The organism is Streptomyces sp. N50, assembly GCF_033335955.1.
Classification (GTDB): domain Bacteria; phylum Actinomycetota; class Actinomycetes; order Streptomycetales; family Streptomycetaceae; genus Streptomyces.
On the sequence record NZ_CP137550.1, the window covers coordinates 814359 to 828468 of the forward strand.

A 14110-nucleotide genomic window follows, 5' to 3' on the forward strand; every position below is an offset into this window, starting at 1 on the left:
TCGGTGTCACCAGCGGCCGGGCTCGGTGCCGACGATCGGGTCCGAGGGCTTGCCGTCGACGCCGACCGGTATGTCGCCGGTGAGCATCACGCGGTGCATGGTGCGCGGGAAGCCGAGGTGGGCGTTGTCGCCGGGGCGAGGTGGATGGTGGCCCGGTTGTCCCAGAAGGCCACGCTGCCCGGCTCCCAGCGGAACCGCACCGTGTACTCGGGCCGGGTCGCCTGCGCGAGCAGCATCTCCAGGATCGCGGCGCTCTCCGCACGGGAGACGTCGGTGATCTGCTCCAGGTAGTAGCCGTTGACGAACAGCACCCGCTCCCCCGTCTCGGGGTGCACCCTCACCAGCGGGTGCACCGAGGCGACCTGGTGGTCCAGGAGGTGACGGACGTACGCGTCGTCGCCGGGGCGCGGCTGATAGCCGACGCCGAGCCGGTGCTCGGCCCGCAGCCCGTCCACGAACTCCCTTACCGGCTGCGAGAGTCCGGCGTACGCGGCGGCCAGATTGGACCAGGTGGTGTCGCCGCCGTACGGCGGGACGGTCTCCGCGCGCAGGATCGTCGCGGCGGGCGGGTCGACGCGGGCGCCGTGGTCGCAGTGCCAGCCGCGCAGGAGTGTGTGCCTGCGCCGCTCCAGCCACTCCTCGTGCTCCATGCCGAACCGGCCGCCCAACTCCAGCCGGTCGGCGGTCGTTTCGACCTCGGGGAAGCCGGCCGGAGACGCGCCGCCGCGCCGTCCGAGCACGACGGGTTCCCCGAACCGGCGCGCGAACGCCACATGCCCGGTGTGATCGAGCCGTTGGTCCCGGAAGAACACGACCTTCCAGCGCAGCACCGCCGCCCGGATCGCGGCGACCACGGCGTCGTCGAGTTCACCGGCCAGGTCGACACCGGTGATCTCGGCCCCGATGTGCCCGGAGGCCGGCCGCACCTCCATGCCGTCCACCCGCGCCCTCTCGTCCGCCGTCGTTCCGCTGCTGTCCGTCGTCATGCCCGCTCCGTCGTCGTACGTGCCCGGCCGGTCGTCCGCACCAGGTCCTCCCCACCGGGTCGTACCCAGGTCGTAGGGGTTCCAAGGAAGATCGTGCCAGCGATCCCCGCGCGGGGCGACAGAGGTCCGGGGCGCCCATACTGGCTGTACCGCACAGTCAAGGGAAGGTCCGACCGTGATCAGCATCCCGACGCACACGCTCAACGACGGTACGAAGATCCCCGCCATCGGTCTGGGCACCTGGCCGATGGACGACGCGACGGCCGAGACGGCTGTCGACGGTGCGTTGCGCATGGGCTATAGCCTGGTGGACACGGCGACGAACTACCGCAACGAGACCGGCGTCGGCCGGGGCATCGCCCGCAGCGGTGTGCCGCGCGAGGAGATCGTGGTGACGACGAAGCTGCCGGGCCGCCACCACGGCTACGAGGAGACCCTCGCTTCCTTCGAGGAGTCCCGGGCGCGGCTCGGCGTGGAGTACGTGGATCTGTATCTGATCCACTGGCCGCTGCCCCGCGTCGGCAGGTTCGTCGATTCCTGGAAGGCGATGATCAAGCTCCGCGAGGAGGGTCTCGTCCGGTCGATCGGCGTCTCCAACTTCACGCCCGGGCACATCGAGCAACTGGAGAAGGAGACCGGCGTCCTGCCCTCGGTCAACCAGATCGAGTTGCACCCGCTGTTCCCGCAGGACGAACTGCGCGCTTTCGACACCGAGAAGGGTGTTCTCACCGAGAGCTGGAGTCCTCTCGGGCGCGGTTCCGAGCTGTTGAACGACCCCGCCGTCGTCACCGTCGCCGAAGCGTTCGGGGTGACGCCCGGCCAGGTGGTGCTGCGCTGGCACACGCAGCTCGGGGCCGTCCCGATCCCCAAGTCGGCGGACCCCGGCCGGCAGCGCGCGAACCTCGACATCTTCGGCTTCGAGCTCGGCCCGGCCCAACTGGCCGCCATCTCCGGCCACGCGCCGCAGCGGCTGGGCGGGGACCCGGAGACGCACGAGGAATTCTGAGAGTCCCGGGGTGGAACTTGCGTGTTTCCGCCCCCAACTCGCCTTCCCTGCCTCTATGTTCACGGCGGAGTTTCACGATCTCACCGGAAGGTTCTCGTATGCGCACCGCGTTCCGTACCGCCGTGACCGGGTCGGTGGCCGCCGCCGCTCTGCTGGTCGGCGGCACTGCCCAGGCGACTCCGGCAGGCCCCGGAGTGACCGCCACGCTGATCAGCCAGACCACGATCGGCGACACCGACTACACCCTGCGCGAGATCACCATTCCGCCCGGCCAGGCCACGGGCTGGCACTACCACGACGGTCCGCTGTACGGCGTCGTCAAGCAGGGCACGCTCAGCCACTTCAACTCCAGTTGCGCCTCCGACGGCGTGTACCGGGCGGGCAGCCCCATCCAGGAGCCGGCCGGTTCGGGCAACGTGCACATCGGCCGCAACCTGGGGAACACGCCTGTCGTCCTCGACGTGCTGTACGTCCTGCCGCACGGATCACCGTTCTCGGAGGACGCGCCCAACCCGGGCTGCCCCTTCGAGTAGGCGGTCCGGTAAGCGAGTTGTCCGGTCAGTCCGGTGGCGGCAGCGGCTGTTCCGCCCAGATGGTCTTGCCGCTGCCGGTCTGCCGGCTGCCCCAGCGCTGGGTGAGCTGCGCGACGAGGAGCAGTCCGCGTCCACCCTCGTCGTAGGCGTGGGCGCGCCGCAGGTGCGGCGAGGTGGAACTGGCGTCGGAGACCTCGCAGATGAGGGCGCGGTCGCGGATCAGGCGGAGCTGGATGGGCGGTTCGCCGTAGCGGATGGCGTTGGTGACGAGTTCGCTGACGACGAGTTCGGTGACGAAGGCCTCCTCGTCCAGTCCCCACGCGGTGAGTTGCTCGGTGGCGGCCTGCCGGGCCCCGGCCACGTGCGCGGGGTCGGGTTCGATGTCCCAGGTGGCGACGCGGTCGGCGCCCAGCGCCCGGGTGCGCACCAGCAGCAGGGCCACGTCGTCGCTGGGCTCGTCCGGCATCACGGCCTTCAGCACGGCGTCGCACAGCGCGTCCAGCGACTCGGCGGACGTGGTGAGCGCGCGGCACAGTTCGGCGGTGGCGTGGTCGACGTCGCGGTCCCGGTCCTCGATCAGGCCGTCCGTGTACAGGGCGACGGTGGCGCCCTCGGGCAGCTCCAACTCCACTGCCTCGAAAGGGAGTCCGCCGACGCCGAGCGGTGGTCCCGCGGTCATGGGGACGAGGCTCGCGGTCCCGTCGGGCAGGACGACGGCCGGCGGTGGATGTCCGGCGGTGGCCATCGCGAGGCGGCGCGAGACCGGGTCGTAGACGGCGTAGAGGCAGGTTGCGCCGAGTTCCGCGACCTCGTCGCCGGTGTCGTCCGTGGCGAGGTGGGTGACCAGGTCGTCGAGGTGGGTGAGGAGTTCGTCGGGCGGCAGGTCCACGTCGGCGAGGGTGCGGACGGCCGTGCAGAGGCGGCCCATGGTCGCCGAGGACGGGATGCCGTGGCCGACGACGTCGCCGACGACCAGGGCGACCCGGCTGCCGGACAGCGGGATCACGTCGAACCAGTCGCCGCCGATGCCCGCGAGCGATCCCGAGGGCAGATAGCGGTGGGCCACTTCGACGGCCGCCTGCCCGGGCAAGTCCCTTGGCAGCAGGCTGTGTTGGAGGGCGAGCGCGGTGGAGCGCTCGCGGGCGAAGCGGCGCGCGTTGTCGATGCAGACGGCGGCCCGGCTGGCCAACTCCTCGGCGAGTACGGCGTCGTCGGCCGCGTAGTCGTCCGGGTGGGCCATGCGGACGCCCACCGCGACACCGAGCGTGGTGCCTCGCGCCCTCAGCGGGACCGCGATCATCGAGTGGACGCCCTTGCGGTACGGAATCCCCTCTGGAGAGCGGGCGTTGCGGTCCGCGACCCACCGCACGAAGTCGGGTTCGCCCGCCTGGCTGCGCACCGCCCGTCCCTCGCGCAGGGCACGCACAGGTGGCGAGGAAGGCTCGTAGACGTCCGTCTGCCCCAGGCGTACGGCCGCGCCCGGCGTGCCCTCGACCACGGAGCCGTGGGCGACGCGCCGCAGCACGATCTCGCCGTCCGGGGACGGCGGTGGTTCGTCCGCGCCGAGCACCCAAGGGAGCAGGTCCACGCTGGCGAAGTCGGCGTAGCGCGGCACGAGGATCTCCACGAGTTCCTCGGCGGTGCGGACCACGTCGAGGGTGGTGCCGATGCCGGCGGCCGCCTCGTTCAGAAGGGCAAGACGCTGCTGCGCGAGGTACTGCTCGGTGCTGTCGAACGCCGCGAGGGCGACCCCGGTCACCCCACCGGAGTCGTCCTTGAGGGGCCACATCTCGATGCTCCAGGCATGCTCCCGGTTCAGGGCCGGAGCGCCCGCCCAGCTGTTGTAGCGGACGGGTCTGCCCGTCTCGGCGACCAGGCGCAGGTTGTTCAGGAAGCTGTGGCTGTGTTCGGCGTCCTCGACGCTCTCCGGGAAGAACCGGCCGATCAGGACGTCCTCGGGAACGCCCATCACCCGGCAGGCGACGTCGTTGAGACGGAGGTAGCGCTGCCCGGTGTCGAAGACGGACAAGGACATCGACGCCTGCTGGAAGGCCTGCTCCGCCAAAGAGGGCGCGGTCACGGGTGCGGCGGTAAGGACGTATCCGTCCGGTGCGCCGTCCGCACCGAGTACCGGGCAGGCCCTCACCGTGAGCGGGAGCGGGGTTCCGTCCCGGTGCCGTAGCACCAAGGGGCCCGCGAGAGCGGCCAGGGCCGTGGTGGAGGGGGGTTCGGCGAGCAGTGCCGCCACCGACCGGCCCACGGCTTCCTCGGCCGGGTATCCCGTCAGTGTCCGGGCACCGTCGCTCCACCCCGTCACGATGCCTCGGGCATTGATGACCGCCGTGGCGGAGGCCTGCTCCATATCGTCCAGGATGGTCCCTATACCGCGCGGCAACAACCGCGGTACGGCATTTGTGACCCCCGGGTCACTTCCGGTGGGCGCGGAGGGCGGCGAGGGCGCGGTCGGCGTGGGTGTTCATCCGCAGTTCGCTGGAGACGACCTCCAGGATCGTGCGGTCCTCGCCGATCACGAAGGTGGCCCGCTTGGTGGGCGCGAGCGAGAACCCGCGCTTCACCCCGAACAGTTCCCGGATCGTCCCGTCGGTGTCCGAGAGCAGCGGCATACCGAGGGAGTGCTTCCCGGCGAACTCCTGCTGCTTGTCGACGGAGTCGCCGCTGATGCCGACGGGCCGCGCGCCGACCGCCGCGAACTCGGCGGCCAGGTCCCGGAAGTGGCAGGCTTCGGCGGTGCACCCGGCGGACAGGGCGGCCGGGTAGAAGAACAGCACCACCGGCCCCTCGGCGAGCAGTTCCGTGAGGCCGCGCTCGGCTCCGGTCTCGTCCGGCAGCGTGAAGTCCTCGACCTTGTCACCGACGTTCAGGCGTCCCGTCATGACCGTCCCTCCCCATTCTTCGCGACATTGCGTGCCCACAGTACGAGAGGTACCTGCAGCGGCAGACGCCCGATGGCCGCCGCCTTCTGCGGGGTCGGCCGGTCCCGCCAGTCCAGCGCCATCTTCACGTTGGCGGGGAAGACGCCCACGAAGAAACCCGCCGCGGCCAGCGCGGCCGTACGCCGGGTGCGCGGCACCGCGATCCCGGCGGCCAGCGCCAGTTCGACGACACCGCTCGCGTACGTCCAGGTCCGGGGCGACCCCGGCAGGGCGCGCGGGATCGTCGCGTCGAACTGTTTCGGCGAGGCGAGATGGGCGACCCCCGCGGTCGCCAGCAGACCGGCGAGCAGCAGCGACGAGCGTTCGGACCGTGGCACGGTTCCTCCTCATGGTGACCTGCCGCGCGATGTTACTCCACGGTAAGAGGGCGCTGGCGGTTGACCTTGTCCGAAGGTGAGGCCCGACGGTCGTGCGGAGACGAACGAGAGGAACCCGCATGAACGCGCGCTGTCTGATCCTCGACATCGGCGGTGTCCTGGAACTCACACCCCGGACCGGCTGGCTCACCCGCTGGGACGAGCGCCTCGACCTCCCACCGGGCACGGCGGACGAGCGGCTGGCCGACGTCTGGGAGGCCGGAGAGATCGGGACCATCGCCGAGAACGAGGTGCGCGAGCAGGTCGCCGTCCGACTCGGACTCGGCCCGGTGGACACCGAGTCCTTCCTGGCGGACCTGTGGGACGAGTACCTGGGCACCCCGAACACCGAGCTCATCGACTACGTGGCGGGGCTGCGCCCGCACTGCCGGCTGGGCATTCTCAGCAACAGTTTCGTGGGCGCCCGCGAGCTGGAGACGGCGGCGTACGGCTTCGACCGGCTGGTCGACGAGATCGTCTACTCGCACGAGACCGGCGTCCGCAAGCCCGACCCCCGGGCCTTCGCCATCACCTGCGCCCGGCTCCGAGTGCGGCCCGGCGACTGCCTGTTCGTCGACGACTTCGCCGCCAACGTCGAGGCCGCCCGCGCCGCGGGGATGCGGGCGCATCTGTTCGCGGACAACGCCGGCACGGTCGCGCGGATCGCCGCGCATCTGGACCCTACAGTTTCGGTCTGACCTTTGATATGTTTCGCAGCCGGAACCGGAGAAGGGTCCGCATTCCATGGACTTTGAACTGACCGAGGACCAGGAAACGATCCGCAAGTCCGTCGCCGGACTGCTGCGCGACTTCGACGACCAGTACTGGATGGAGAAGGACCAGGCGCACGAGTTCCCGACGGAGTTCTACGACACCGTCGCGGGCGGCGGCTGGCTCGGGATCACGATCCCGGAGGCCTACGGCGGCCACGGCCTCGGCATCACCGAGGCCAGCCTGCTGCTCGAAGAGGTGGCGCGGTCGGGCGGCGGCATGAACGCGGCCAGCGCGATCCATCTGTCCATCTTCGGCATGCATCCGGTGGTGGTGCACGGCTCCGAGGAGCTAAAGCGCCGCACCCTCCCGCGCATCGCGTCCGGCGACCTGCACGTCTGTTTCGGCGTCACCGAACCCGGCGCGGGACTCGACACCGCGAGCATCACGACGTACGCACGACGGGACGGCGACCACTACGTCGCGAGCGGCCGCAAGGTGTGGATCTCCAAGGCGATGGAGTCGGAGAAGATCCTGCTGCTGACCCGCACCAGCAAGGCCGACGAGGTCGCCAGGAAGACCGACGGGATGACCCTGTTCCTGACGGACATCGACCGCGATCGCATCGACATCCGCCCGATCACGAAGATGGGCCGCAACGCCGTCACCTCGAACGAACTCTTCATCGACGACCTGCGCATCCCGGTCGAGGACCGCGTCGGCGAGGAGGGCCAGGGCTTCCGCCATCTCCTCGACGGTCTCAACCCGGAACGCATGCTGATCGCGGCGGAGGCCCTCGGTATCGGCCGGGCCTCGCTCGACAAGGCGGTGCGGTACGCCAAGGAGCGTGTCGTCTTCGACCGCCCGATCGGCATGAACCAGGGCATCCAGTTCCCTCTCGCGGACTCCCTGGCCCACCTCGACGCCGCCGAACTCGTGCTGCGCAAGGCGACCTGGCTGTACGACAACGGCAGGCCCTGCGGGCGGGAGGCGAACACCGCCAAGTACCTGTGCGCGGACGCCGGGTTCACGGCCGCCGACCGGGCCCTGCAGACCCACGGCGGCATGGGTTACTCCGAGGAGTACGGCGTGTCGCGCTACTTCCGCGAGGCCCGCCTCATGCGCATCGCGCCGATCAGTCAGGAAATGATCCTGAACTACCTGGGATCACACACGCTGGGACTCCCGAGGAGCTACTGAATGACCGACAGCACAGGGCTGTTCGACCTCACGGGCCGGTCGGTGCTGGTCACCGGCGCCGGGGGCGGCATCGGTTCCGCGGTCGCCGAGGCGCTGGCGCGCGCGGGAGCCGCGGTGCTGGTGACCGACGTCGACGAGTCGGCCGCCGCGGCCGTCGCGGGGAAGATCAACGCGGCGGGACTCACGGCGGACATCGCCGCCCTCGACGTACGGGACCGGTCCGCCGCCGATACGGCGGTGGCGCGTGCGGCGGCGCTCGCCGACGGGACGCTGCACATCCTCGTGAACAACGCCGGGGTCATCGCCCCGGCCATGTTCGACAAGCTGGAGGAGGAGGCGTTCCGGCGCGTCCTCGACATCCATGTGATGGGCACGTTCCACTGCGCGCAGGCCGCGCTGCCGTTCCTGCCGGACGACGGCACGGGGCGGATCATCAACGTCACCTCGTCGGCGGGCCTCGTCGGCACGCTCGGACAGGTCAACTACTCGGCCGCGAAAGCCGGGATCATCGGCCTGACGAAGTCCCTGGCCCGCGAACTGGCGCGGCGACGGGTCCTGGTCAACGCCCTTGCGCCGCTTGCCGCGACGCCCATGACGGAGACCATCCGCACCAACGAGAAGTTCGCGGCCCAGATGCTCGCCCGGATTCCGCTGGGCCGGTGGGCCGAGCCGGCGGAGATCGCGGGCAGCTTCGTGTTCCTCGCCTCGGACGCGGCGTCCTTCATCACCGGGCAGGTCCTGCCGGTGGACGGCGGCATGGTGATGTGAGGGGCGGGGCGCGGGACGTACGGCGCGGTGATGTGCCGGCGGCCGTGCGGGCTGTGCGGCGCGGTGATGAGCCGGGCGCCGTACTTCGTGCGCGGCACGGTGATGTGACAGGCGGCGCGCGTGCTGTGTTGAATGGTTCAGCCAAAGAGGCCGAAGAGCGCGGCCTGCGACGAGAGGCCTGAACCTGTGCAGAGCGCCGAGCACCCTTCCCGCACCCTTCGGGGACGCGCTACGGCCGGTGAGCCCCGGCCGCGCTTCGACACGCTCACGGTCCCGAAGGCGTCGGACGTGCTGGCGGCGGAGGTGCGGGAGCGGATTCTCTCCGGGGAGTTCACGGAGGGCACCGCGCTTCCGCCGGAACGGCAACTGGTCGAGCAGACGGGCCTGAGCCGGGCGACGGTGCGCGAGGCGCTGCGCATCCTGGAGGTCGAACGGCTGCTGGAGATCAGGCCGGGGCGTGGGGGCGGCGCCTTCGTGCACCGACCGGGGCGCGAATCCCTCGCCAACACCGTGCGGTTGGTGATCCGGGGGCAGCGCATCCGACTGGAGGACCTGCACGAGACCCGGGAGGCGATCGAGCCCGCGTGCGCGGCACTGGCGGCCAGGCGCCGCACGGACGCCGACCTCGCGGAGCTGGACGACGCCCACACGGACCTCGTCTCGGCGGACGAGGACATCCAGCGCTTCCTGCGCGCCAACATCCGCTGGCACAACGCGGTGGCACGGGCCGGCGAGAACGAGCTTCTCATCGGGTTCATGAGTGCTCTCTCGCAGTCGATCCACGCGGCCACCAACATCGAGCAGTTCATGGACGCGGACATCCGCAAGCTCACCGCCCGCGCGCACGCCCGGATCACCGAAGCGATCCGGGACCGCGACAGCGAGGCGGCGACGCGGCGGATGACGCGCCATGTGTGCGGCTTCGCGCGCGCGGCCGCCGAGGTGGACCACCGGGACGGCGTGGAGCTCACAGATCCCGAGAACCGACCCGACCGAACGTGAGAATGTGATTCTCTTCTTCGTGCAACACCATTGACAGTATCGGTCTGACCTTTAATACCATCCCGGTATGAGCAAGGTGACTCCCGTGCTGACCGTGGCCGCCGACGGAGACGTCCGCATCGTCACCCTGAACCGCCCCGACCGGCTGAACGGCGTGTCCGAGGAACTGCACCGTCGCCTGTCGGAGGTGTGGCGCGAGTTGGCGGACGACACCAAGGCCCGAGCCGTCGTCCTCACGGGCGCGGGCCGCGCGTTCAGCGCCGGCGGCGACTTCGACCATCTCCTACGGCACCACACCGACCCGGAGCTCCGGGAGCGGTCGATCCGCCTCGACCGCACCATCCAGACCGAGATGATCCGCTTCCCCCTGCCGGTGATCGCCGCCGTCAACGGCCCTGCGGTGGGCCTGGGTTGCAGCCTCGCCCTGGCCTGCGACCTGGTGCTGATCGCCGAGGACGCCTACTTCGCGGACCCGCACATCTCGGTGGGCCTGGTGGCCGGCGACGGCGGAGTCACCCTGTGGCCGATGCTCACCAGCCTGCTGCGCGTGAAGGAGTACCTCTTCACCGGCGACCGTATCCCCGCCCCCAAGGCGGTCGAACTCGGCCTCGCCAACCGCACGGTCCCGCCCGACGACCTCATGCGCGAGGCACTCACCCTGGCCCACCGCCTCGCGGCACAGCCCGCCGAGGCCCTCCGCGCCACCAAGCTGGCCCTCGCCGCAGTCGTCGAGCAGGTGTCACGCGGCGGCATGGAAGCGGCGTTGATGGCCGAGCGGGCCACGATGACCAGCCCGGACCACATCCGCATCATCACCGAACTCGCGGCCCGCGCCGAACGACGCGCCAACCCCCCTGAGGAGAACTGAGCGTGGACCGCGAGGAGTTCGTCCTGGTCCGCGACATGGTCCGCTCACTCGCGACCCGGTTCGGCGTGACATCCGCGGACGAGGTGAAACCGTCCACCCGAACAGCCGCCCAACAGGCCCTGGACGACATGGGTCTGGCGGATCTACGGCGCACCTCTCCCCCGGCGGCGACCGCCCAGGAGTGCGCACTGCTCGCGGAGGAACACGGCCGCCACCCGCTCACGACGTCCCTGCTCGGCACGGTCCTGCTGGCCCCGGAGTTGCTCCGCCTGCTCGGCGCCGACACCTCACCCGGGACGCCCACCATCGCGCTCACCCGCGAACTCCGCCTCCCCGGAGAGACGCCGACAGATCTCGTCGCCTGGGACAGCGAGGGAGCCGACAGCGCGCTCTGCGTCACCGCCGAAGGGACGGTCACCCGGGTCGAGTTGGGCCCGGCGGCACCGAGCGCGGACCTCGTGCGCTCAGTGCGCGCGGTGCCGCCCGACGCCCCCGTGGAGACCGTCGGGCGTCTCGCCCCACCCGACCGACTCCGCTGGCAGTCCTACGCACTTGTCGTCGTGACCGCCGAACTCGTAGGCGCGGCGGGCTCACTCGTGGAGCAGGCGGTCGAATACGCCCGTTTCCGCCGCCAGTACGGACAGGCGATCGGTTCCTTCCAGGCCGTGCAGCACCTCCTCGCGGACGCGACCGTCCTGGTGGAGGCGTGCACCAGCGTCACGCGCTACGCGGCCTGGTGTCTCGACAACGAACCGCCGGAGCGCGCCCTGACGGCGGCACGTGTCGCTAAGGCGGAGGTCAACTCCTCGGCGCTGGAGGCGGTTTACGCGGGAACGCAGGTGTTCGGCGGTATCGCCCAGACGTGGGAGCACATCGCGCACCTGTATCTGCGCAAGGTGCGCCTGGGCGCGACGCTGCTCGCCACGACGGACGAACTGCTCGCCGCGCTGGCCGTACCGGAGGTGACGCGATGACCGACACCCCGCTGGACTTCGGCGACCCGGCCGACCTGGACCGGCTGCGGCGGGAGTTCCGTGCCTGGCTGGCCGAACACCCGCTCCCCGAGCGGCAGTCGGGCGAACCGGTACCGGTCTTCCTGCGCCGCTGGCACCGTTTGCTGCACTCCGGCGGCTGGGTCGGCCTCGACGTCCCGGAGCGCTACGGCGGCCGGGGCCTGACCGCGCTGCATCAGGTCGCGATCAGCGACGAACTGGGCGCCTGCCGGGCCCCGGGCGTCCCCCGGATCGGCTATCTCGCCCACGCACTCCTGGAGTTCGGCTCGGAGGAGCAGCGACTCCGGTTCCTGCCGCCGATGTTGGCCGGTGACGAGGTGTGGTGCCAGGGCTTCAGCGAGCCGGGTGCCGGTTCGGATCTGGCGGGCATGAGCACCTTCGCCGCGCGACACGACGGCTTCTACATCGTGCGCGGTCAGAAGCTCTGGACGAGCTACGCCCAGTACTCCGGCCTGTGTCTACTGCTGGCTCGCACGGACCGCGCGGTACCGGCCCACAAGTCGATCTCGGCGTTCGTCCTGCCCCTGGACCGACCCGGCGTGACGGTACGGCCGCTGCGCGCGGCCAACGGCGACGACGAGTTCTGCGAGCTGTTCCTGGACGACGTCCGACTCGAGGAGTCCGAACGCATCGGCGTCGAGGGCGTCGGCTGGGCGCTGGCGATGACGACGGTGTCGTACGAGCGCAACGCCCTCGACACCGGGCACATCTCGAAGTACGGGCTCCTCGTCGAACGGCTGCGGCGCCACGCCGCCGAGCATCAAGGGAGCCTGCCCGACGGGCTGTTGTCGCGGATCGGCCGGTGTGTCGTGGACTACGAGGTGCTGGTGGCGCACGCCCGCCGCCGTACCGCCGAACGTCTCGCCGGGCAGGTCGCGGGACCGGAGTCGTCCGTGGACAAACTGCTGATGACGAGGACCGAACAGCGGCTCTACGACACGGCACTTGAGGTGTTCCCGGCCGAACTCTCCGGAGTGGGCGGTGAGTTGTTCGGCGATTACCTGTACTCCCGTGCGGCCTCCGTCTACGGCGGCACCTCCCAGATCCAGCGGAACATCATCGCCAAGCGGATCCTGCATCTGCCCTCGAACGGTTAGCCCTGGAGCCAACTGATGCGCTACGACGACGAATTCCTGAGCATCCCGAATGTCATCAGGCTGGCCGCCCGGCGTTTCGGGGACGCCACGGCGCTCATCGACGGTGACCGCCGGTGGACGTTCCGGGAGCTGGAGGAGCAGATGGTCGACTCGGTCCGCGCCGTCATGGCGCTCGGCGTCGAGCCGGGCGACCGGGTCGGGCTGTGCGCCCCCAACTCGGCGGAGTGGATCTTCGCCGCGCTGGGCATCCACGGCGCCGGAGCGATCCTGGTTCCGCTCAACACACGGTTCAAGGCGCAGGAGATCTCGTACATCCTGCGGAAGTCGGAGGCGGCGGCCGTGTTCGCCTCGCCCTTCCTGGGCAACGACTACGTCGGCGAACTACGGAAGGCCGATCCGGAGCTGCCGGCCCTGCGGAAGACGGTGTCCGTGCTCGGTCCGCAGGGCGCGGCGGAACTCGCCTGGAACGACTTTCTCGGCGCGGGAGAAGGCGTTTCCACGGCTGCGGCGCACAAGTCGATCGACCGGTTGACGCCGGACGACGTGTCCGACGTGATGTTCACGTCCGGCACGACCGGCCACCCCAAGGGCGTGATGCTCACTCACGGCCAGTCCCTGCGCGCTTACGGATGGATGGCGAAGGAGTACACCTTCGAGGCCTCCGACACCTTCCTGGTGATCCCGCCGTTCTTCCACTGCTTCGGCTACAAGGCGGGCTGGCTGGCCTCGCTCATGCACGGCGTGACCGTCATCCCCATGCCCGTCTTCGACGCCGGACGCGCGCTGGACCTCATCGCGCGGGAGCGCGTGAGCATCCTTCTCGGGCCGCCGACGATCTTCCACGACCTGGTCAACCACCCGGACCGTGCCGCGCACGACCTGTCGTCGCTGCGGGTCTCCATGACGGGCGGCACGACGATCCCGGAATCGCTGATCCGCGCCATGAAAACGGAGTTGTCGTTCGACATCGTGATGAGCGCCTACGGCCTGACCGAGTCGACGGCACTGGTGACCACGACCCGCGTCGGGGACTCCGAGGAGACGGTCGCCCTCACCACTGGAAGCGCCATTCCCGGTGTCCAGGTCCGGATCGTCGCCGCCGACGGTCTCGACGTCCCGATCGGCCTCGACGGCGAGATCCTCGTGCGCGGCTTCAACGTCACCCGCGGCTACTGGGACGACCCCGACGCCACCGCAGCGACGATCGACGCCGAGGGCTGGCTGCACACCGGAGACATCGGGCGGCTGGACGACGACGGCAATCTCGCCATCGTCGACCGCAAGAAGGAGCTGTACATCGTCGGCGGCTTCAACGCCTACCCGGCCGAGATAGAGAAGCTGCTTCTCGGCTGCGAGAACGTCCAGCAGGTCGCCGTGATCGGGGTTCCCGACGAACGGCTCGGCGAGGTCGGCTGCGCCTTCGTCGTCGCGCCCCCGGGGCGGGCGCCGACCGAGCCCGAGGTCATCGCCTGGGCCCGCGAGCACATGGCCAACTTCAAGGTCCCCCGGCATGTCCGCTTCGTCGGCCAACTCCCGCGCAACGCGAGCCAGAAGGTGCTGAAGGACGAACTCCGGGCGCAGTTCACGACCGCGAGCCGAGACGCGACGATCTGAGA

The 14110-nt window shown here is 70.4% G+C and carries 13 protein-coding genes and 1 pseudogene; 10 read left to right on the plus strand and 4 right to left on the minus strand.

The window, feature by feature from the left end:
* Nucleotides 1–6: 6 nt before the first annotated feature.
* Nucleotides 7–986: pseudogene (locus R2B38_RS48210) on the minus strand (TauD/TfdA dioxygenase family protein).
* A gap of 175 nt (nucleotides 987–1161) precedes the next feature.
* Here R2B38_RS48210 and R2B38_RS48215 point away from each other — a divergent pair.
* Entirely contained in the window at nucleotides 1162–1992 is an 831-nt protein-coding gene (locus R2B38_RS48215) for an aldo/keto reductase (protein WP_318022542.1), read from the plus strand.
* Nucleotides 1993–2090: 98 nt separating this feature from the next.
* A complete protein-coding gene (locus R2B38_RS48220) occupies nucleotides 2091–2525 on the plus strand; it encodes a cupin domain-containing protein (protein WP_318022543.1) in 435 nt (144 codons plus the stop codon).
* 25 nt (nucleotides 2526–2550) lie between these two features.
* On the opposite strand, the gene R2B38_RS48225 is transcribed toward R2B38_RS48220, so the two are convergent.
* From R2B38_RS48225 to R2B38_RS48235, 3 genes are all read right to left on the minus strand, one after another.
* Nucleotides 2551–4887, minus strand: coding sequence for a SpoIIE family protein phosphatase (locus tag R2B38_RS48225; protein ID WP_318022544.1), 2337 nt, complete (start codon nucleotides 4885–4887; stop codon nucleotides 2551–2553).
* A gap of 64 nt (nucleotides 4888–4951) precedes the next feature.
* Nucleotides 4952–5419 carry a peroxiredoxin gene (locus tag R2B38_RS48230; protein ID WP_318022545.1) on the minus strand — a complete coding sequence of 156 codons (468 nt, stop codon included), beginning with the start codon at nucleotides 5417–5419 and terminating at the stop codon, nucleotides 4952–4954.
* Nucleotides 5416–5796 carry a DoxX family protein gene (locus R2B38_RS48235; RefSeq protein ID WP_318022546.1) on the minus strand — a complete coding sequence of 127 codons (381 nt, stop codon included), beginning with the start codon at nucleotides 5794–5796 and terminating at the stop codon, nucleotides 5416–5418. The genes R2B38_RS48230 and R2B38_RS48235 overlap by 4 nt, the downstream gene beginning before the upstream one ends.
* Nucleotides 5797–5915: 119 nt before the next feature.
* Between R2B38_RS48235 and R2B38_RS48240 the strand changes: the two genes are divergently transcribed.
* The 8 genes from R2B38_RS48240 (at nucleotide 5916) to R2B38_RS48275 (ending at nucleotide 14108) form a co-directional block, all read left to right on the plus strand.
* The gene (locus tag R2B38_RS48240; RefSeq protein ID WP_318022547.1) at nucleotides 5916–6533 is read left to right on the plus strand and encodes an HAD-IA family hydrolase; all 618 of its coding nucleotides are present in this window, start codon (nucleotides 5916–5918) and stop codon (nucleotides 6531–6533) included.
* A 46-nt stretch (nucleotides 6534–6579) separates the two neighbouring features.
* Nucleotides 6580–7746: an acyl-CoA dehydrogenase family protein gene (locus R2B38_RS48245; RefSeq protein ID WP_318022548.1), complete on the plus strand. Its 1167-nt coding sequence runs from the start codon at nucleotides 6580–6582 to the stop codon at nucleotides 7744–7746.
* A complete protein-coding gene (locus R2B38_RS48250; RefSeq protein ID WP_318022549.1) occupies nucleotides 7747–8514 on the plus strand; it encodes an SDR family NAD(P)-dependent oxidoreductase in 768 nt (255 codons plus the stop codon). It abuts the gene before it with no gap.
* Nucleotides 8515–8700: 186 nt separating this feature from the next.
* Nucleotides 8701–9516 (plus strand): FadR/GntR family transcriptional regulator, encoded by an 816-nt coding sequence (locus tag R2B38_RS48255; RefSeq protein WP_411978631.1) that lies wholly within the window; start codon nucleotides 8701–8703, stop codon nucleotides 9514–9516.
* 67 nt (nucleotides 9517–9583) lie between these two features.
* Nucleotides 9584–10384 (plus strand): enoyl-CoA hydratase/isomerase family protein, encoded by an 801-nt coding sequence (locus R2B38_RS48260; protein ID WP_318022550.1) that lies wholly within the window; start codon nucleotides 9584–9586, stop codon nucleotides 10382–10384.
* A 2-nt stretch (nucleotides 10385–10386) separates the two neighbouring features.
* Entirely contained in the window at nucleotides 10387–11358 is a 972-nt protein-coding gene (locus R2B38_RS48265; protein WP_318022551.1) for an acyl-CoA dehydrogenase family protein, read from the plus strand.
* Entirely contained in the window at nucleotides 11355–12494 is a 1140-nt protein-coding gene (locus R2B38_RS48270) for an acyl-CoA dehydrogenase family protein (RefSeq protein WP_318022552.1), read from the plus strand. Before R2B38_RS48265 ends, R2B38_RS48270 begins: the two co-directional genes overlap by 4 nt.
* Before the next feature lie 15 nt (nucleotides 12495–12509).
* Nucleotides 12510–14108: a FadD3 family acyl-CoA ligase gene (locus R2B38_RS48275; protein ID WP_318022553.1), complete on the plus strand. Its 1599-nt coding sequence runs from the start codon at nucleotides 12510–12512 to the stop codon at nucleotides 14106–14108.
* Nucleotides 14109–14110: the final 2 nt, after the last annotated feature.

Excerpts from the sequence above, each read along its gene's own strand:
- R2B38_RS48220 (WP_318022543.1), top strand. The coding sequence starts at position 2,091 with ATGCGCACCGCGTTCCGTACCGCCGTGACCGGGTCGGTGGCCGCCGCC.
- R2B38_RS48225 (WP_318022544.1), bottom strand. The coding sequence starts at position 4,887 with ATGGAGCAGGCCTCCGCCACGGCGGTCATCAATGCCCGAGGCATCGTG.
- R2B38_RS48230 (WP_318022545.1), bottom strand. The coding sequence starts at position 5,419 with ATGACGGGACGCCTGAACGTCGGTGACAAGGTCGAGGACTTCACGCTG.
- R2B38_RS48240 (WP_318022547.1), top strand. The coding sequence starts at position 5,916 with ATGAACGCGCGCTGTCTGATCCTCGACATCGGCGGTGTCCTGGAACTC.
- R2B38_RS48245 (WP_318022548.1), top strand. The coding sequence starts at position 6,580 with ATGGACTTTGAACTGACCGAGGACCAGGAAACGATCCGCAAGTCCGTC.
- R2B38_RS48250 (WP_318022549.1), top strand. The coding sequence starts at position 7,747 with ATGACCGACAGCACAGGGCTGTTCGACCTCACGGGCCGGTCGGTGCTG.
- R2B38_RS48260 (WP_318022550.1), top strand. The coding sequence starts at position 9,584 with ATGAGCAAGGTGACTCCCGTGCTGACCGTGGCCGCCGACGGAGACGTC.
- R2B38_RS48270 (WP_318022552.1), top strand. The coding sequence starts at position 11,355 with ATGACCGACACCCCGCTGGACTTCGGCGACCCGGCCGACCTGGACCGG.
- R2B38_RS48275 (WP_318022553.1), top strand. The coding sequence starts at position 12,510 with ATGCGCTACGACGACGAATTCCTGAGCATCCCGAATGTCATCAGGCTG.